Source organism: Mesorhizobium sp. M4B.F.Ca.ET.017.02.2.1 (assembly GCF_003998955.1).
GTDB classification, from domain to species: domain Bacteria; phylum Pseudomonadota; class Alphaproteobacteria; order Rhizobiales; family Rhizobiaceae; genus Mesorhizobium; species Mesorhizobium abyssinicae.
The window spans coordinates 1-17580 of record NZ_RZOF01000005.1 but is presented as its reverse complement, the minus strand read 5'-3'; the positions used below and the strand labels follow the sequence as shown (position 1 = coordinate 17580).

Genomic DNA, 17580 nt, shown 5'->3' with positions numbered 1-17580 from the left:
CCATCAACCCGTAAAGGGTCGGACTACGCAAATCGTGCCGCCATTGCGGCTTCGCCTCCACGGTGATTGCGGCCCTCGGCCGGACACATCGGGCGCCTGTCACGCGGGGATCGATCCCCGCTTCCAAGCAGGAGCCGGATCAATGTCCCTCATAGAAGCAAACGCCTTTGCCTTCAGCCTCGCCACCAGCTTGATGGTCAGCATCGTCATCTTTCGTGCCGGCGATGGCACGCTCGCGGTCATGCCGGCAGACGAGTACGATGGTGACCCGTCCGAGATCGTCGGTGAGATAGACCCCCACGCCTCATGAATCGTCGCGGCTTTGCCGACGCCCCGGGTGGCGCGGCTGCCTCTCGAACACAGGTGCCGGCAGTATCGTCAGCCTGTATCTTTGCGTGGCGTCGTTCGCGCCGCTTTGAGGGTGCCCGGCGAAGGCGCGGGGCCATCGCCTAACATTTGTTAGCGCGGAATACCTGCCTGCCGTGCGAGCATAGTTGCGGCTCGACCCTCGCGGGCTCTAGGGTCGTGACCACCGCTTGCCCGCTGGCTTCGGCCGGCGGGCTTTTTGTTTACGTCGCCTTATCGACCAGCGGCGTCTTCCGTTTCGGCGCCACGTAGCTGGTGACAAGCCGCACCGTGTTGAGCTTGACCGTGACTGGACCGCCAAGGTTCACCGTCACTCTGTCCTCGTCGACATGCGTGACGTCGCCCACCAACTCGACCTTCTGCCCGCTGCTCACGTTTGGCGACCGGTCTACGATCGAATGCGGCTGGTGGTAGGAAGGGATCAACACGGCGACCCGATCCTCAGTCACGCGCTTGCGCACGGTCGCGGTGATCGCGACCTCGTCGCCGACTTTGATGCTGCCCTTCGCCATGAAGGAGACTCTGGGGCGCAGGGCGGCATAGTCAAGCAGTTGCTAAAATAGACCATTGCAGGAGGCTCATTCGGACCTCAGTCCACATCGCATGATGAGGCCTGATCGGATACGTTTTGCTCCTCGCCGGCTGTTGAAACCACTCCTCCCCGGATTGGAAGATGTCGGCGGCCAGCCCGGCTCGCAAGTCCTGTGTCACCTCGACCAGCGAGCCGGGCTTGGCAAACAGCAACCCGATGGTCGGGGATAAGCGCTTGTTGACCGCCGGGCCTAGCCGGCAAGGCTACCGGCTGGCGACGTTATCGGCCGTTCCATCTTCTGCTATTTGGCAAAAAAGCGGTGGGTGTCGGGTTCCTCTATCCGCAAATCGGATGAGCCCGGAGTCGCGACCCACTCGAAACAAAAGCCAACTTCAGCGGTTCCTGTCATTGGAGGAACCGTTATGTGCTCGGCAATCCACAATGAAGATGAGCGCATCGCCCATCTAAAGCTGTTGGCGGAGCGACTGATGAGAGAGACTGGCATCGGGCAGGAAGAGGCGAAGCGACTGGTCGAGTTGATTGGAACTGATTGGAATTCGCTGCTTCGCGAGGCTAGGTTCCTGAAAGGTCGACACTAGAGGGTTGCCGGCCGGCACTAGCGGATCCGCTGGATGCGGCCTTTGTCGAGTCGAAACACACCGTTCTGGCCGCCCTGCTTCTCAAAGTCGGTTTGTATCTCATCCCAGGTGCCAAGGTACTTTCCGCAATCATCGCAAAAAATGGGCGTATCCGGACGAGCGTCATCGGGAATCCTGAGCCTGATGGTGAGGCAGTATGGGCATTCCAACCGATGATCGAGATATTTCGGGGCCATCGACCGTTCACCGTGTGCTCTGATTGGCGCTGGATCCGTTCCACATTATGGAGTCTGGGGCCGTCGGCTGCCTCGTCAAGCGGATGCTAATATTTGTGTCCGGAACATGGAACAGACCTTCGCCGTCGCGGTTCTATCTGGAGCGGTCATCTACCGCTTCTGGGTGGCCAGAGAGCCCGTCGCCATGTCCTCCAGGCGACGGGCTCTCTCGTGCCTCCTTGGAGGTACGAAGTTTTGAAAGCGATCGCCACAGCTCGGTCTCATCGGTAGATCCGTTGTCGAAAACTTCAAAGATTTGCGAGGCAAGATATTCCCTCTGGTCCCTGTCCTTGAGGGCTAGCCGGCGTTCTTTGCACAGTCGGTCCCAGATCAGCGGGTTCGTACACACCACTGTTGCGCGACAATGACATCGTTGCCGCCCTAAAACCCTGGTCGGAATTATCTCACACTGCAGGGCTGGCGCGAAGAAAAATCAGCGGGTCTGTCGGCGGTGGATAGCGTCTCAGTCGAAGATTTCAGGGAACAGTTTCAGGTCTGGCGGATTTCTGTCGCGAGCGGCCAGTCCCCTCCGCCGCTCCCCAAGCAAGAGCCCGTCGTTCTCTCCCCGAGACGGCGGGCTTCGCGTTTCCTGCAGGTATCGCGCCACGTCGATGCTCGCGTACGGCAGGGTTTGAGGCGCTTGTCGCGTCATGACGGGGCCGATGTAGACAAGGTCCGGTGGTCGGCCCGGTGCTCAGGCCAAGGCGGCTGGCCTCATTGGTGGTCTCACGTCTGGGAATTTCTCGTCATCGTCCTGGCAATGCCTTGGCAGCCTTAGTCAGGGTCGCGCGATCATTGCCGTGCTTGCGGATGAGTTCTCGAACTTGAGCCGGTGTGATGTTGTTCTGCAGGGCGAATAAATTCACCTCATATTCATCGTCAAGTGAGATTTGGCCTGCGGCGCGGAGGTCGGCTCTGCTTTTGTCCTTTGCCATCTTGTGACTCCTTCCGCCAGGATCTCCTTATGCGAGGAGTTTCTTCTATTCCGCCGCGCGATTTGTCTGCCGACGGCGCCACGATCTGTTGCCGGTGTGGCGACCACCAGTCTGAGCCTCAGGGCGCGCTAGTGATGGGCTCCCTTCGGCGGAAAAGACAATTCCCGACCCTTCGAAAGCCAGGAGCATAGCGGCGACCTTGCGGGGATGCGGTTTCCTTAGCCCATTCTCAAATTCGCTGATCGTCGCTTCGCTAAGATTGCACTTGGCGCCAAGCCGCACGCGCGACCACTTCAATAGCGTTCTTGCTGCTAGCAACTGCTCTGCAGTCAGGTTTCGCACTTCACGGACCTCCTGTTGACCAATAGCGGACTGAAAGGAAGGTTCCGGTGCATTTCAGGGTTTGCTAACGGAACTGAAACGGCCATGCGATATTGAAACATTTCGATGTCGCGTGGGTGCCGATGCGTAGGCGTGCCGGGGACCAGGCCTTTCTCGTTATCGGATCCAAACGGCCCTCCCCAGACTCGCCACTTGCGCTTACCAATCGGGACTTCGGTCGCAAGCTCAACTGACCCGAATGCCGGCTTAGCCATTTCATTAGAAAGTGCTAAAGGTCTCCTTATCGGAGCTATTTGATGGATGAGGCAGCCGTTTACCTAGAGGCGAAGCGACAGGCCAATTCGCTTGCGCCGCCGCCCAAATTTGACCCCTTCCGTGCAGGAATGACCGGAGCGGTTGTGACCGCAGGCGCGATGGTGGTCTTCCACCGGCTTGCTGTTATCGACCACATGACGGGGGCAATCGGCGTCATCATCCTTTTCGGATTTGCGCTGCCATACCTCCATCTGCGAAGCGAGGATCGAAGGCACTCGGAGGCCTTTGAGGCTGAGTATGCCAGTCAGTTGGCCCTGGAGAGGGCACGAGAAATGAGCGTGCATGCTGTCAAGGCAAGCTCATTTCCGATCAGACGAACCCGTCAACCGGTAAGAAAAACCCGCCTGCCGGCAAAACCCGCCCGGGGTGGCCGCCCCCGCTGGAGCACCCGTTGGCAGGGTCCTAGGTCAATTTAGCAACTTGAAACAAAACGCGGGTGGGACCGTTTGCAAGTGCCAGACCACACTCTGGCTACTCCAGTACTCCCGCTGGCCTCGGCCGGCGGGCCTTTTTTGTCGGAGCCTCTGAGGCGACGTTGACCGCCGCCTCACCAGCTTCGACTAGCCATCGGGCTTTTCGGGAACCGTTTGCGAGTTTTCCTATTTGGAAATCGAAGGGACCGCCTCGCAAGGAGACAACCGATGAACCGGCTACTTTTCGCGTTACCTATCTTGGCAATGTCCACTGGGCTTGCCATTGCACAGTCAACCAGCACCACGAGCGGATCTTCCACCACGACCACCACGACGACGACGATGCCGAGCACTACCAATCAAGGCACGGACCCGACCACAACCAGCGACACCAATCCGAAGTCCGCGAAGGATTGCGCGCCCGGCCACCAGACCGGAAGTGCGAAGCAGGCTGCGCCGGGGCAGCAGGACATCGATGCAAAGTCGGCTGCTCCAGGTCAGATGAAAACGACGACCGAAGGCTGTTAAAGCGAGCGAAACGACGCTGCCCGGCGTCAAGGGCACAGGCCGATCGCGTTGTCATATCCGCGTCGCCGGCAGTAGCTCAGCGGCGCGGAGGTTTTCTGTTCGAGCCGGAGCGCGATGGAATAGGCGACGGCCGAGCAATGGGAACATGGCGGCCAAACTGAACCCGCCATCCGGGGTTCGGGTGGTTGGCCTCTCCGCAGGATTTCAGAGTCAGATCCAAAAGGCCCGCCGCCAAGGAGTTAGCGGCGGGCAGTTCAGGGTTACATGGAGGGGATAATCTCCTGCGACTGCTACCAATGAACTGGCGGTCCGTTGTTTCCTGTGCTCAGACCTATGCGTGCGGCCATCGGACCTCAGTCGCCAATCGCCTGGGACGTGAGGCGAGCGCGGGTGTGCCTTGGTTCTCTCTCGGGGCTGACCGGCGGTGACATGTTGGGCAAACCAACACGCGATTGGCCATACTTCCGCTGGAACATTTCGGACGATTAGTCGTTGCGAACCCATGCCAAAGCAGCCGACCAACGACAACGCCTCATACTTCGAATTCGACGTAATGCGCGAAGCGTTCAACCGCTGGGTGGATGAGGACAAGGTTCCTGAGGAACAGTGGCGACCGCGCGCAACGAAGCTCGTTCGGATTGTGACAGGCGATGACTACGTCGACCCCAACTTGGTCGAATGGATCATACGCAAAAGCCCCGACGCCGATTAAGTTGGCCCAAGCAGACCCCCTTAGGCTTCATTCTGACAGCGGGCGCTTCTTTTCAGCCCCCTTGCCCACCGGCCTGTTTTTCGCTTCGGCAGTACGTAGCTTGTCACCAGCCTTACGATTTCGATGTTGACCGTGACCGGCACGCCTAGGTTTATCGTCACCAGATCCCCATCGACATGGGTAACATCGCCAGTTAGCTCGATGTGCTGGCCCTTCTTCACCGTTGACGTCCTGTCGATGATCGAGTGCGGGAAGCTGTCGGAAGGGATCGAGACGCTGACCCGGTCTTCCGTCACCCGGCGCCGTACTATCGCGCCGATAGCTACTTCGTCGCCGACTTTGACGGTGCCCTTCGCCATAGGAATGAGTCTGGCGCAGCTTCGGGCTTCGTCAAGCGGCTGCTAATATTCCTGTCGCGACCCATCATTTGTTAGCGCTGCGTCTATCTGACCTGTGCAACCCTTCAGGCGCTCAGCTAGCCGACTAGCAAGACAGCGGACCGGGCAATTTTTCGCGTCGGCAGTATCGCGGCCTCGACATGGGCAACGGTAAATGACTCGCAAATCTCGCCGGTAGGTATAAGTTTCTCTTGATGATCCGACAACCCAAAAGGGGGGCGTCGATGTTGTGTTCTGTCATTCCCATTAATTCAGCCCAGTTCAAGCCGGCAGCGCCACTGCAGGGACGCCGAGTCCTTGTCGTCGAGGATGAGTATCTGATCGCCGCCGAACTCGAAGAGGCCATCACCGAAGCTGGCGGCAGGGTAATTGGCCCTGTGGCCAATCCTGAAGATGCATCGAGGAAAATCGCCAGCGAGGACGTCGAATGCGCCACCGTTGACATAAACCTGGGTGGTGCCCCGACTTTCGCTGTCGCGGCCGAATTGAAGGGGCACGGTATCCCGTTCATATTCGTCACCGGGTATGACCGGACCATTGTCCCGAGCGAATTTTCGGGCGTCCCGCGTCTTGTGAAACCCGTTATGCCCGATGACCTCATCAGGCATTTGATCGAACTGACCTAAGGTCACCGGCCCCCGACGCTGATCTAGTTCCGGGCCAGAAAACCCTTTAAAATGCCGCGATGAAGCGCAGCAGCACGATCTATGCCGTCTATCACCCGCCCGTGTTCGGGCTTCCATTCCTCGCCGTGGTTCTAAAGCCGGACGGCACGACAACGTCTCGGCAGTTTGAGACTGTCGATGAGGCGCGCGCCTTCAACAAGTTCCTGGCGCAGGCGGATCAATCAAGCGGCAAGACGCAGCATTAAAGGAAAAGCCCCAGCGCTGAGGGGGATCAGCGCTGGGGCTTGCTTGGGCATGTACGCTGTACCCTTCATGTCCGATTATGAGCTTGCGCTAAAACCGTGAACGAAAGGTGAATTGCTCACTGTGACCCGCTGGTGCCACGTTGCCCACCGCCCGCTGCTCAGTTTGGCGACCGGCGACGGGCTCATCCTTGCCTAAGCAAGATCGACGCGCCCCCAACCAGGTTTGAAAAGCGAGCGTTTTCGGGCTATTATTATCACTCGCATCGCTGACAGCAAAGGACGTCAGCAGCTCCCGTCTGTTCATAGAGACCGGAGGCGCACCCATGCCAGACAACGCCAGCAAGAGTGCTTTTCAATCCGAGCATGACAGGATTCTGCTCGTCCGAACGAGAGAATGCCTCGTTCGTTCGAGGCGGCTGCTTGCAGAAACCGCGCCTCAGTTGGACCCGCATAGACAATGCCTGGATCGCAACGCTGTTTCCATAACCGAGGTGGACAACGAGTGGCACGTGCTTGTCGAGCAGATGAACCAACACATACGCATTCGCTCATTCCGAGACGAGCAGGCCGCCGTGAACTATGCTGAAGGCGAAAGGGTCCGGCTAGGCATCGACACGTTGACGCGCATCTAGGCCGCGTTCTTCTGCCTTTGCCAGCAACCGCGACAGATGCTGTTCGTGCAGGTCCTGCATACTTTCGAATAGATCAAGCACTTCGAACGCCTTGCCGGTAGGCAATTGGAGACGTTCCAAATCAGAGATGCGCTCGCGCTGCTCGGAGATGTGTCGTCTTCCCAACCTCACGTGCCCCTGCACCATTTCGATGTCGTCAGCCAGTGCCATCGGTGGATTTCCTGTGTCACCAACAGATTAAGAAGGCCGGGCCGCTTATGTTCCGCCAGCCGTAGCCTCGTGCGCAGTTGGACGGCTGGTGTCGGCCAATCCATATGCTAAAATCTCACCCATGGACCAGAGAACCATCGGTAGAGCGCTCGACTTGCTCAAGCAGTATCGCGACACCCTGGTGATGAGTCACGCACCAATAGGGCCTGATGGCGTTCCTGAGATACGCACGCCAGCACAGGCCACTGATCCGCTCGAAATAGCCGCACTGGAAGATATCGCCTCGCTCGATGCGGTCATCAAAGAGATGTCGGCCTAACGTCTCCGATGTAGTTGCCCATGCGTGTGAGTCCGCTCTACTCTTGGGTCGCCAGGGAGCCCGTCGCTACGCCTCCCAGCGACGGACTTTTCCTTGCCCTACAGGGCCTGACGGATGCAGAATGCTCAGTCCCCCTTGGAATTGAGCTTTCCCCAGGGGACACGGCCCGGCCCGCGAATCCTGTGTCACCTCGATAAGCGAGCCCGGGCTGTGCGTGGTTCCGAATCGCTATGGGCAATCTGTCCGCGATGGGGAATATAATCCTCTCCGGTGCGGCGACCTCATTTTCGGAGATCGCCATGACAATGAAATTCCCGTTCCTAGAAGACACGCTCGGCAAGAAGCTGGAGGCTGGCACCGGACTTTCCGTCGACTGCCTCACCTGCAAACGCCATGTCGTGCTCGATGTCGCCGCGCTTGTAGAGCGTCTCGGCCCTGACCAGCCGTGCCTTCATTGGGATCTGGTAAATGTGATCTTTTGCTACGAGTGCCGCGGAGCCGGCCGAGACGACCGGAACCTACAATTCACTAACCACGCGGCCACACCGGACAAGCGCAAAAGCTGGAGTCCATGAAACGGGAGCGGCCCGGCAGGCTGGCGTGGGTAGGCCAGCAAACGCCGGGCCTAACCGGCGCTGGGTTCGGGGGCGAACGCGGCGCCGGCTGCCGAAACAATACGCTCTTGCCGAAATAGCAGGCACGTATCCATAAGGACGAACGTGGGAGTAGCCCAACGTTTCAGTGTCTCATCTCGGGACCGAATTGCTGGCATCAATTTTGCGTCAGACGCATTGCTGGTACGGCAAGGGATTTTTCACATTGCGACTGTCTGCTCAGCCTGCGCGAAGGCCAGGATCACCGAAGTGCATATACTCAGCGCCGCTGCAGATCGAGGATGTGCAGATCGACGAGAATGGCGATGTGACCGTCTCGATTATTGCTGACGACATCTACTCGAAGAATTCCACACAGCGCTATCAGATCACGCTAACGGAAGCCGAAATCAGCATTCTCGCCCACGGCGTCAGGCCCCACAAAGCATTGACCGCCGGCTAGGCGGAGGGCGGGACGCCGTGCTCATAGCCGGCCCTCAAATTTGAATGCCGCCACAGTTGCTTTGTCTCACAGTGGCCGAATGTCGAAATACCTCTTCGAGGTTGTGAGAAATGGCCAGGCGCTTGGCGATGCCTGGGTCGATCTCGATAGCCTAAGCGAAATGCGACGAGAGGCGCTAAAGGCTCTGCAAGACATAGCAGTCGACGAAATGGCCTTAAGCGATTTGGATGAATCCATGACCGTCTCCGTCTATGACGAAGCGGGGCGACTGGTCTATTCTGCTACCATCAGCGTGTGTCAGTCGTTTCCGGTTTCGCAGGAGCCCCACCAGGTCATCTAGAAATTAGATGGAGAGCCGTTTTTTGTTGGCTCTGATTTTCCTCCGATAGACGGCTGCGACCTTGCCCACCGATCCGGTAGCGAAGAGCGTGCCGGCAATCGCGGCCGCCTCCACTTTCTCACTGATCATTTGCTTCGCTTCTCGCTCTGCCAATTTACCTCCCTGGGCAATCCGCAGCGTTCGAAGCCAAATTACCTGGTGCGCTTCCAGCGCCGACAAATAAAGATCGAACCACGGATTGAACATTCAGACCTCCAGATCGCTCAGGAGAACGGCGGCATCGAATGTCGGTTCCTAAAGTGGGGAGAGCATTGCCGCACAGGCGCGAATGCTGGCCACCACTGCCCGCACAGGGAGGCGCCAGAGCGCGCCGGATACTTCGGCGCTGTAGGAGAGCGGCGGCGATGAAATGCGCTGGCGAGGCTCTGTGGAACCTAATGCCCGCCTTTGACTTTTGTCGGCCATGAGCACCCGTGGGACTGACTTTTTTTACAAGTGGATAGGCGCCAACGTTCCCGAGACGGTGGGTGCCGATATCATTTCCGTCGCCGAGTTGACGCAAAAGTTGTTCGCCGACGCGGAGTCGGTAGGCATCAGAAGCACTGAGATTGAGGAAGACACCGGCAGCGTCTATGAAGTCATCCTCGACGCAATCGTTCATTACGACGCCGGTATTGCAGATTGATGAGATAGCAGAACGTGCCGCCCAACAAACGAACATACCGTCTACAGATCATGCTCAATGCCGAGGAACTGGCCGTGCTGGATGCTTGGCGGTTTGAGAGAAGAATGCCGACTCGATCTCAGGCGGTACGAGAATTGTTCCAGCGCGGCATGAGGGTAGCGGATCATGATGCCGATCGAGCCGCGCGTTCGGCTGAGTCCGGGGTTTTGAAACTGCCAGGGGAGAGGTGACGGCGCGCTTCCTGCAGGATTTTCGGGAGGAGCAGAAATAGCGGGGCGTACTATATGAAAATCTACTTCGTCGAAGAGATGCGAGACGGCGCTGTGGTGGCGTCGCATTCTGTCCCGGCGTTAACGCCGTTCGAAGCTGCTGCGAAAGCCACCGGAAGAACGGTCACACTTCGCAATGGCGACTCCGAATGGGTTCGGGTCACTGACACCACCGAAAGGCCGCATCGGAGTCGTCACCGACCCACCGTCTTTGAATACAAAGCGATCGGCCGCAGGGCCACCTAGCACAGCGGGTACGAAGAACGCGCGCTGGCGGGCTTCCCCGTGGCGCGCTATATCGTGCCATCCAGTCAACTCGCGGCCGACGAGGTCTCCATTGCACTCGGCCACCCGGCCAGGAAGGAGCCTCTGATTGCCATGGCGCGCTTTGCCCACCTTGTCCTTCTCGCCTTCGCCCTGGGATTGTCGCCTGGAATTGCATTGGCTGGGGAGCCTTTCGTCCCGAGCTGGATCAAAAACGACCCCGCAGCCAAGGCGGTTGCCATAGAGATTGTTGCCGATTGGAACCAGATCGAGCGCTACCGCAGGGACAACATCCGGACCGACATTATCGACTTCAACGGCTACTGGGGCGGCAATCTCACGATCATCGTGCCTGAGCAATGGTCGGTGCAGATCGAATTCATCAACGGCTCCTCCAATTTCTGGCACGGCCTGATGCTGACCAGGGTCTATGCTCAGTCGGAGATGCCAGTGAAGTTGAAGGCTGAGGACGCGATCTGGGGAGCCTACACCACCCCGCTGGAGGGGATTAAAATCAATGAGCGGAGACAACTCAACTTTGTTGCGCAGCAGGCGGGGAACTATTTCCTCGCCTGTCCGAGACAAACGCACCTGATGGATGGCCACTGGATCGGCTTCGAGGTGAGAGGCAACCTCGAGCGGGCCGTGGCAATCGTCCATGAAGACAAGTTCCCGCAGGAGCAGCCCCCGGGACGTCCATAGGCCTGCGGGAGCAAGGCTGCGTGCCATGGCGCCGCGAGATGGCCTCTGGGAAGAGTTCGTCCCGGAGCACGATGGACCGGCGTCTCGCTGCAGGATTTCCGGGAAGAAAGCTAGTGAACCGGCAACCCTTTCAGGGGGCCCGCCTAAAGGCGTAACCCCATGCCCATTCGACTTAGTTTTGCGCCTTTCGTTCTTGGAACGTGCGGTGGGCGTTCGCTGGGTTAGCGGTCTCTAAAGTGACTCACCGGGCCGGTGCCGTTGCACCGGATGAACGCCACTTCCTTCTCGGTGACTTCGCGCGCGGTTCAACGGCGGAACCTAACTCACGTGTTCAGCTTGTGCTGTTTATGAGCACGCGCGGCATCAACTTCCTGGACAAATGGCTGGCAGAGCATCTGCCTAATGCGATCACCGACGATCCGGTGGCAGTCAGCGACCTGGCCGACGAATGCATAAAGGCGGCACTGCGCGAAGGCATTGCACCGTGGGAGATCGACGAGGAGGTCGGCAGCGTCTTCGAGGCGATCTTCGAAGCCATGCAGCACCGCGACGGCAGCTTGGCGGATTGAATCCGAGCCAGAAATCGGGGCCAACGTTCAGGTGTCAACTCCTACTGTGGTGGATCCCACCCCCCTAGACTTGAAGTAAGCCGATGGTGACGTCGAGCCGCGTGCGCTGGCCGGCTCCCCTGTAGCGCGCTATATCGGCCGGATGAGCAAGGGCTGGACGTTTCAATCCCTGATCGACGCGAAGATGACCGTGACGGCGTTTTGCCACTGGTCGCCCTGCAACCATAGCCAGAAGCTCGATCTCGCCCAGCTCCGGGACCGCTACGGCCCTGACTCGCCGGCAATGGCCGATGACCTCATTCCCAAGCTGAAATGCAACAGATGCGGCGGGACGGCCGTAGGGGTGATCTACACGCCCGACACAAGACCCAACGCCCATGGCAAGGCCAAAGGCGGCTAATCGACCTATCTACGCGGGCGGCCCAGCGGTCTGGGGTGTGGGGCTTGGGGTTCGGCCGCCGGGCCTACCGGCAAACTCATAGGGGGACGTTTGTCGGCAACCGCAATTATAGGCCGATATAGCGGGATATAGAATAGGTCTGCCGGGCGCTTTCAGAACCTGCCCAAGCCAGGGCGGCTCGAATAGCCACACGGACATGACGATGATGACAATCGCCATGGCCATGATGAAAAGCGCGATCTTCCGGGACCACTATCCATTCTTGGCTGCTGATAACAACCTTGGCCTCAAAGGCAATTCAAATAGACGTTAGGGCTGCCCGGCTGTCTATCGACCCTTTCGCAGCCTCACCGACCACGCTGCTATCCAGCTCACCTGTGCCTTCGAAGCGAGGTCCCACCGGACCCGATATTTCACATCCCCCGTTCGGCAACGGAAGGGCCAAGCGCAACCGCTAGGACGGTGAGCAGCCCGCTGACAGGCGCCAACTTATCGCTCGATTTGGCATGATAAGTCCCCCACAAACCCATGCTCCAAGTTTTTAGGCCCAAGGCAACTGTCCGTCAGAATCCCACACGGACGGAATCCGAACGACCTGTGCATGGCCAAAGCCTGCCGGAGCTTTCTGGGGCGTTTGAGACACGTCAGCGATGACCGACGCCCTCATCCCTTGCCGACAAGCCGGCACATGGATGCGGAAAACGCGATCGAATTTTGCACCGCAGGCATCGTCGTAGCTTGCGAACTCGGGAGACGTCTATGTGCAACGCCGAAGAGCCGGGTACCGGAGCCACCTCGCTATGCGCAGATTAGTCAATGCAGACGCGCGGGCCAGGTGCGAAGCGACTACCGTTTGCGTGGAGCCCCTGTTGCCGGGGTCAGATTGGCGCAGGTCACCTTTTCTCCTGGCACCTAGGCTGTCTTGGCCAACACCGATGCGGTCTCTTCGATTGGTGTTTCTGGTCCGAAGAACGGCTTCGCCTCAATCGCTTGTTGCGCAACGGTGCGGCACGACTTTCTTCCCCTGCCGGCTGCGCCGTCATTCCTCGCGGAGCAACTAAGTCGCTCCAGCGCCGTCCTCCGCTGCGCTTCGGCCCTCCGGTGCGCAAGCGATCGCCTTCGACCTTTCGACCACCATCGAGCCGCAATGGTGTGGAGCTCGAGACATTACGATCAAGGAGAAATTATCATGGCCACCATCGGCACCTTCAAAAAGTCCGGCAACAACGAGTTCACTGGCGAAATCGTCACTCTCAGCGTCCAGGCCCGCGGCGTGCGCATCGTTCCTGAAACCCGCGCCAATGGCGAGAACGCCCCCAGCCACCGGGTCTTCGTCGGCCGCGCAGAGATCGGCGCCGCCTGGTCCAAGCAGTCCAACGAGGGCCGGGACTATCTGGGCCTCAAGCTCGACGATCCGAGTTTCATCGCCCCGATCTTCGCCAACCTCTTCAATGACGAGGACGGTGAGGCCTACAGCCTGATCTGGTCCCGCCCGAGCCGCCGCGGCGCAGAATAAGGAGGTACACGCAGTCCCGCCCGGTTCATCCGGGCGGGGCCTCTTGCCGTCAAACCGGGAAGCGACATGGCGCGCAGTGGGTGGCGATGTCGACTTAGCATCGTGTGATGCCCGCAAAGCGGCCTCCGCAGCTGCCGTGACCTCTGTAAGGACTGTGATTTCCATCTCGCGGGTTGGGGAGTGAAAACCATGATCGAGCCGTTCGACGACGCCGCGCCCACGGGGGAAGTACTACCGAATACGACCGCAGCCACATCAAGCTCTACATGCGCTTGTTTGACGCCGACGCCGACGGCGCCGATTGGCACGAGGTGGTCAGAATCCTCTTCGGGATTGATCCGAAAGAGGAGCCACAGCGTGCCCGACAGGTTCATGACAGCCATCTGGCGCGGGCGCGCTGGATGACACGCACAGGCTACCGGCAACTTCTGCGTAAGACCGACACCTAGCCAATATTGTCGCCCCGGTGATGCCAAAAAAGCATCACGCGATGTCCATCCAGGGTCTTCCGCCAATCCCAATCGCCCGGAATCGATGCAGGCACGACTTGCAGTTTGACGAGGACCCACACGATGAAGCCGAACACGTCGCGTTGGGGGGACAATAACAGCTACGACTTCTTCGACAGCTTGCCAATCGAAGGACTCGCCTGGGAATGCCTGCGCCGCTCAGATTCATATCAGCGGCTCTACCTGGCGCTCGTTCGTCGGGAACTGAGACGAAACCGTTTCCAGCAGAAGTGCAGAGACGCTGGGGGTTGCGATTTCGCGGCCCGTCCCGACCTGTCCGCATTGACGCAAGACGTTTTATGGTCACCTCTTGCCGATCCTGCCGTGCTCGCCCTCGCCCCGTCGCCGGACTTCCTGTCGTCCGACCCTTCCAGGGCGCTTGCCGGGGTCGGCCCTGGTCGCGACAGTCCGCAAGGTTCGCATGTCGTCCATGACAGCGGCATAGCAACACAACTTCTCCTCCTTCCCGGCGGTGACGAGAACCGTTCCCTTACAGCTTTGATACCGCTGGATTCTCAGACACTCGGACGGGTGGAGGCTCTCGTTCGTTTCTGGCGTGCCTACAACAGGCGGCCTGTTCCCCCCGATACGCGAATGACAATTCAACAGAGGCGCCGCCTGCGCCTGATGATGCGGGCCTCGGATGGCCGCGCCAATGGCGCCAGCTACCGTGAAATCGCGACCGCCTTCTACGGGACGGGGCGAGTTCTCGCCGCGCCATGGAAAACCTCATCCCTGCGCGATACCGTGATCGGTCTCGTCAAGGGTGGAAGAGCCATGATCGCCGGCGGCTATCTGCAACTGCTGCGCCATCGCAAGCGCTCCTAGCGCTCCCGGGTGGGAATATTGCGCCCCCCAATCTTCCCCATCCTCTGCGACGTCTCCTTTCCGCCACGGTTGTCGCTGTCCGCCGCTGAGCACCAGCGGTTCTCAAAACTCCACGGAGGCTCGTTACATGCGACCAGATCTAGCCGTTTTGCCGCCGCGCTTTCTGCGCACCAAGGAAGCTGCCGAGTTCCTCAGCCTGTCGTCCCGCACGCTGGAGAAACACCGTACCTACGGCACTGGCCCTGGCTATCGCAAACTTGGCGGTCGTGTCGTCTACGCCGTCGACGAGCTCCAGGCATGGGCTGAGCGCGGCGCAGTGACCTCGACTTCGGACCCACGCGGTTCCGTGCTTCCCGCCAAGCGGCATCCGCCGGCCGCTTTTGCGCCGACCGGTCGGTATGGGCGCTGACCTGTGCCCCGCGCCAGGGCGCGGTGAGTCACCACGCTGGCATCACCTCGGCGACGACATCTCGCCGCCTGCTTCCCCGTGAAATCAGGAGACAGCCAATGGGCACTGTCGTTGACTTCCGTTCAGGCCGCTCGGGGCTCGGCGCGATGGACGATGACGGCTTGACCCACGTCGAACTAACGTGGGTTGAAAAGAAGATCGAGTCCTGGATCCGCTTCGGTTCGGTCGCTCAGGAAAAGATCCTCGACCGCCACCGGCGCCTCGTCTCGTTTCGTCCTGGCGCCGTCTTTGCCTTCGTTCGCTGGGCCGCGAACGACTTCGGCACGATTATTTCCCGTGTCGATATCGTGCGCGTCGTTGGCGAGGGCGAAGCCCACCAGACGCTGCCTTTCGTGCGACCCGGCGGCGACATCCTGCTCAGGTCCGAGGGCTGGCCCAAGGTGGAGCGGGTGTTGCAAACGATCGATGGCATCGAGCAACTCGGCATCGATCCGCAAGCGGTCTCAGCCGATCACTGGCGGCATGTCCACAACCGATTGACGGCCGCACAGGAGCCACGCGCCTATACGCTGGATCTTCACCGCGCCCATTTGCTCCGCCGGCGGGTTCAGCCATGACGCGGCCCGTAATTTTCCTTGCGACCGCGTTGGCGACCACGGCCATGCTCTTTCCCGCGGCTACCGCGACGTCGCCAAGGTTCATCTGGAATGCTTCAGCCAGCACGCCAATCGGCCTGTACCTGATCGACGGCGGCGTACCGTTCTCGGCAACCGATCTCGTTGCCATAGAGGCACCCGAACCGCTCGCAACATTGCTTGCCGACCGCGGCTATCTGCCGAAGGGCGTGCTGTTGCTCAAGCACGTCGTTGCAGTTTCTGGCCAGACCGTGTGTCGGAAAGGGCTCACCATTTCCGCGGATGGCACCGAAGTCGGCACGGCGCTCAAACGCGATCGCGCCGGTCGCGACCTGCCAGATTGGCAGGGCTGCCGGCCCATTCCCGTCGGCGCCGTCTTCCTGATGAACAGTCAAGTCCGTGACAGCTTCGACGGACGTTACTTCGGCCTCCTCCCCATAGATCACATCGTCGGCCGCGCGGTTCCCCTGTGGACGGATGAGCAGGGCGACGGCCGCTTCCAATGGCGCGCGTCAGCGCGGTGAGCGCGCCACCGGCGGCGCCTTCCGTGCCGTTGGATCGTCACCGCACCCATCAAGACAGGAGACAGGACATGCCACAGATCGGAGAGTTCATCCGCCATCAGACGGGGTATTCAGGTCGAATCCGCACGCTCAGCCTCAACCTCGAGGTTGCGATCGTCGTGGCGGAAGCGAGCGATGCGGACAATGCGCCCGACTATCGTGTGCACGCTGGAGCAGAAGACGGCACCGCGATTGGCGCCGGTTGGAAACACTCGAGCGAAAAGGCCGGCGAGTTCGTAACGCTGCAGTTAGATGACCCGACTTTCGCGCAGCCGATCCGCGCCTATCTGTTCCAGAACGGCGACGACAACAAGTCCTGGTCCTTGCAATGGTCGCGCCCGCGTGAGCGCGCAGAGAAGGACAGGTGATGTCCGCGCGCCGTCGGCCGACGACCCAACCGGGAGCGCCCGCATCGCCTCGCACGTGCCGGCGCAGACCTCTTGGCGTGCTTGGCGGGCTCAGCATCCTATGCCTGGTTTCCGCGCATGCCCTGGCGCAGAGCCCGACAGTCGACTTGCCGTCGGCGCGCAAACTCTATGACGTCCACATCGCGGAAGCGGCGCGGCGCTTTCGCCTTCCGCCCGCGTGGATCCGCTCCGTTCTCATCGCCGAAAGCGCCGGCGACCAACGTGCCATATCGCGCAAGGGCGCCATGGGTCTGATGCAGATTGTGCCTGATACCTGGTTCGATCTGCGCGACAGGTACCGGCTGGGCCGCGATCCCTACGATCCGCACGACAACATCATCGCAGGCTCGGCCTATATCCGCGAACTGCTCGACCGCTACGGATCGCCCGGCTGGATCGCCGCCTACAACGCCGGTCCTGGACGCTACGAGGCCTCACTGCAAGGCAGGCGGCTGCCTCGCGAAACGCGCGCCTATGTCACCGTCGTTACATCCGCCATCGGCAATGACGGCGCAGGGGAAACTATTGGTCCGGCAGTCCCGACACAGCACAATTGGAAGCGGGCACCGCTTTTCGTTGCGCAGCCGGGCGACCGGCTCACCGACCGTTCGCTGCAACCGCGGCGTTCCCGCGATAGCGGTTCAGAGTCTGTGCCAAAGGACGGGCTGGCCGACGCCGAACCTCGCTCAAACGGCGTGTTCGTGCCCAAAGCGAGTGAAAGGTCTTCGAAATGAGCCGCGTAAGCGCTTTTCGCATCATCTCGCGCCCTAGCGTACATTGGCGTGCGGAGAGGGGAGAGGCAGGCAACACAACCGAGGGATGGCTAGATAAAAGCCCGCACATTGTGTGCTGGCCGGTCGGTTGGTTTTTGGGGATTTTCAGGTGCCCTGCGCACATTGCGGTCATTCGGCGCAATGTGCGTCGAATACCCAAGGCTTTGTATCGGCATCCTCTTTTCCACGTTGCAGGACAACGCCATGG

General features: G+C 60.0%; 28 protein-coding genes and 1 pseudogene. 21 read left to right on the top strand and 8 right to left on the bottom strand.

Features of this window, described 5'->3' with window-relative positions; genetic code table 11:
- Positions 1–142: 142 nt before the first annotated feature.
- Positions 143–310 carry a hypothetical protein gene (locus EN738_RS35260; RefSeq protein WP_187331533.1) on the top strand — a complete coding sequence of 56 codons (168 nt, stop codon included), beginning with the start codon at positions 143–145 and terminating at the stop codon, positions 308–310.
- Positions 311–569: 259 nt separating this feature from the next.
- On the opposite strand, the gene EN738_RS01595 is transcribed toward EN738_RS35260, so the two are convergent.
- The 4 genes from EN738_RS01595 to EN738_RS01575 all read right to left on the bottom strand — a co-directional run bounded on the left by EN738_RS01595 (position 570) and on the right by EN738_RS01575 (position 3049).
- Positions 570–878 (bottom strand): hypothetical protein, encoded by a 309-nt coding sequence (locus EN738_RS01595; protein WP_127282183.1) that lies wholly within the window; start codon positions 876–878, stop codon positions 570–572.
- A gap of 636 nt (positions 879–1514) precedes the next feature.
- Positions 1515–1733 (bottom strand): hypothetical protein, encoded by a 219-nt coding sequence (locus EN738_RS01590; protein ID WP_127282182.1) that lies wholly within the window; start codon positions 1731–1733, stop codon positions 1515–1517.
- Between the two features lie 785 nt (positions 1734–2518).
- Positions 2519–2707, bottom strand: a complete 189-nt coding sequence (locus EN738_RS01580; protein ID WP_127282181.1) for a DUF3606 domain-containing protein — start codon at positions 2705–2707, stop codon at positions 2519–2521.
- 45 nt (positions 2708–2752) lie between these two features.
- Entirely contained in the window at positions 2753–3049 is a 297-nt protein-coding gene (locus EN738_RS01575; protein WP_127282180.1) for a helix-turn-helix transcriptional regulator, read from the bottom strand.
- A gap of 296 nt (positions 3050–3345) precedes the next feature.
- On the opposite strand from EN738_RS01575, the gene EN738_RS01570 reads away from it, so the two are divergent.
- The 3 genes from EN738_RS01570 (at position 3346) to EN738_RS01560 (ending at position 5017) form a co-directional block, all read left to right on the top strand.
- Positions 3346–3780 (top strand): hypothetical protein, encoded by a 435-nt coding sequence (locus EN738_RS01570; protein WP_127282179.1) that lies wholly within the window; start codon positions 3346–3348, stop codon positions 3778–3780.
- A gap of 225 nt (positions 3781–4005) precedes the next feature.
- Positions 4006–4305: a hypothetical protein gene (locus EN738_RS01565; RefSeq protein WP_127282178.1), complete on the top strand. Its 300-nt coding sequence runs from the start codon at positions 4006–4008 to the stop codon at positions 4303–4305.
- Between the two features lie 502 nt (positions 4306–4807).
- Positions 4808–5017 carry a hypothetical protein gene (locus tag EN738_RS01560; protein WP_127282177.1) on the top strand — a complete coding sequence of 70 codons (210 nt, stop codon included), beginning with the start codon at positions 4808–4810 and terminating at the stop codon, positions 5015–5017.
- A gap of 20 nt (positions 5018–5037) precedes the next feature.
- On the opposite strand, the gene EN738_RS01555 is transcribed toward EN738_RS01560, so the two are convergent.
- On the bottom strand, positions 5038–5376 hold the full coding sequence (locus tag EN738_RS01555; RefSeq protein ID WP_127282176.1) for a hypothetical protein: 339 nt from the start codon (positions 5374–5376) through the stop codon (positions 5038–5040).
- A gap of 263 nt (positions 5377–5639) precedes the next feature.
- Here EN738_RS01555 and EN738_RS01550 point away from each other — a divergent pair, with 263 nt between their 5' ends.
- Together EN738_RS01550 and EN738_RS01545 are read left to right on the top strand one after the other, a co-directional pair.
- Positions 5640–6041 carry a response regulator gene (locus EN738_RS01550; RefSeq protein ID WP_189340649.1) on the top strand — a complete coding sequence of 134 codons (402 nt, stop codon included), beginning with the start codon at positions 5640–5642 and terminating at the stop codon, positions 6039–6041.
- A gap of 59 nt (positions 6042–6100) precedes the next feature.
- Complete coding sequence (locus EN738_RS01545) at positions 6101–6286, top strand: hypothetical protein (protein WP_127282174.1); 186 nt, start codon at positions 6101–6103, stop codon at positions 6284–6286.
- Between the two features lie 602 nt (positions 6287–6888).
- Here the strand turns inward: EN738_RS01545 and EN738_RS01540 are convergent.
- Positions 6889–7128, bottom strand: a complete 240-nt coding sequence (locus tag EN738_RS01540; RefSeq protein ID WP_127282173.1) for a hypothetical protein — start codon at positions 7126–7128, stop codon at positions 6889–6891.
- Between the two features lie 88 nt (positions 7129–7216).
- Here EN738_RS01540 and EN738_RS01535 point away from each other — a divergent pair, with 88 nt between their 5' ends.
- Complete coding sequence (locus tag EN738_RS01535) at positions 7217–7447, top strand: hypothetical protein (protein ID WP_127282172.1); 231 nt, start codon at positions 7217–7219, stop codon at positions 7445–7447.
- A 320-nt stretch (positions 7448–7767) separates the two neighbouring features.
- Here the strand turns inward: EN738_RS01535 and EN738_RS36735 are convergent, their stop codons facing one another.
- A complete protein-coding gene (locus EN738_RS36735; protein ID WP_281034302.1) occupies positions 7768–7902 on the bottom strand; it encodes a hypothetical protein in 135 nt (44 codons plus the stop codon).
- A gap of 442 nt (positions 7903–8344) precedes the next feature.
- On the opposite strand from EN738_RS36735, the gene EN738_RS35255 reads away from it, so the two are divergent.
- A complete protein-coding gene (locus EN738_RS35255; RefSeq protein ID WP_189340449.1) occupies positions 8345–8503 on the top strand; it encodes a hypothetical protein in 159 nt (52 codons plus the stop codon).
- Between the two features lie 79 nt (positions 8504–8582).
- Positions 8583–8843, top strand: a complete 261-nt coding sequence (locus EN738_RS01530) for a hypothetical protein (protein ID WP_127282171.1) — start codon at positions 8583–8585, stop codon at positions 8841–8843.
- A 3-nt stretch (positions 8844–8846) separates the two neighbouring features.
- Here EN738_RS01530 and EN738_RS01525 read toward each other — a convergent pair whose 3' ends face one another.
- A complete protein-coding gene (locus EN738_RS01525; protein WP_127282170.1) occupies positions 8847–9089 on the bottom strand; it encodes a hypothetical protein in 243 nt (80 codons plus the stop codon).
- A 217-nt stretch (positions 9090–9306) separates the two neighbouring features.
- On the opposite strand from EN738_RS01525, the gene EN738_RS01520 reads away from it, so the two are divergent.
- The 12 genes and pseudogenes from EN738_RS01520 to EN738_RS01460 all read left to right on the top strand — a co-directional run bounded on the left by EN738_RS01520 (position 9307) and on the right by EN738_RS01460 (position 17333).
- Complete coding sequence (locus EN738_RS01520) at positions 9307–9528, top strand: DUF768 domain-containing protein (RefSeq protein WP_127282169.1); 222 nt, start codon at positions 9307–9309, stop codon at positions 9526–9528.
- A 554-nt stretch (positions 9529–10082) separates the two neighbouring features.
- Positions 10083–10763 (top strand): sulfocyanin-like copper-binding protein, encoded by a 681-nt coding sequence (locus tag EN738_RS01510; protein WP_245478236.1) that lies wholly within the window; start codon positions 10083–10085, stop codon positions 10761–10763.
- Positions 10764–10999: 236 nt separating this feature from the next.
- Positions 11000–11332 (top strand): hypothetical protein, encoded by a 333-nt coding sequence (locus EN738_RS01505; RefSeq protein ID WP_245478235.1) that lies wholly within the window; start codon positions 11000–11002, stop codon positions 11330–11332.
- Positions 11333–11474: 142 nt separating this feature from the next.
- Positions 11475–11732, top strand: a complete 258-nt coding sequence (locus EN738_RS01500) for a hypothetical protein (protein ID WP_127282168.1) — start codon at positions 11475–11477, stop codon at positions 11730–11732.
- A gap of 1189 nt (positions 11733–12921) precedes the next feature.
- A complete protein-coding gene (locus EN738_RS01495) occupies positions 12922–13248 on the top strand; it encodes a DUF736 domain-containing protein (RefSeq protein ID WP_127282167.1) in 327 nt (108 codons plus the stop codon).
- Between the two features lie 189 nt (positions 13249–13437).
- Positions 13438–13697: pseudogene (locus EN738_RS01490) on the top strand (DUF2285 domain-containing protein).
- Between the two features lie 123 nt (positions 13698–13820).
- Positions 13821–14585 (top strand): DUF2285 domain-containing protein, encoded by a 765-nt coding sequence (locus EN738_RS01485; RefSeq protein WP_127282165.1) that lies wholly within the window; start codon positions 13821–13823, stop codon positions 14583–14585.
- 127 nt (positions 14586–14712) lie between these two features.
- On the top strand, positions 14713–14994 hold the full coding sequence (locus tag EN738_RS01480; RefSeq protein ID WP_127282164.1) for a helix-turn-helix domain-containing protein: 282 nt from the start codon (positions 14713–14715) through the stop codon (positions 14992–14994).
- Positions 14995–15092: 98 nt separating this feature from the next.
- The gene (locus EN738_RS01475) at positions 15093–15611 is read left to right on the top strand and encodes a DUF2840 domain-containing protein (RefSeq protein WP_127282163.1); all 519 of its coding nucleotides are present in this window, start codon (positions 15093–15095) and stop codon (positions 15609–15611) included.
- Positions 15608–16153, top strand: a complete 546-nt coding sequence (locus EN738_RS01470; RefSeq protein WP_127282162.1) for a S26 family signal peptidase — start codon at positions 15608–15610, stop codon at positions 16151–16153. The genes EN738_RS01475 and EN738_RS01470 overlap by 4 nt, the downstream gene beginning before the upstream one ends.
- Positions 16154–16221: 68 nt before the next feature.
- A complete protein-coding gene (locus EN738_RS01465; protein ID WP_127282161.1) occupies positions 16222–16560 on the top strand; it encodes a DUF736 domain-containing protein in 339 nt (112 codons plus the stop codon).
- A complete protein-coding gene (locus EN738_RS01460; protein ID WP_127282160.1) occupies positions 16560–17333 on the top strand; it encodes a lytic transglycosylase domain-containing protein in 774 nt (257 codons plus the stop codon). Before EN738_RS01465 ends, EN738_RS01460 begins: the two co-directional genes overlap by 1 nt.
- The last annotated feature ends 247 nt before the right edge of the window (positions 17334–17580 follow it).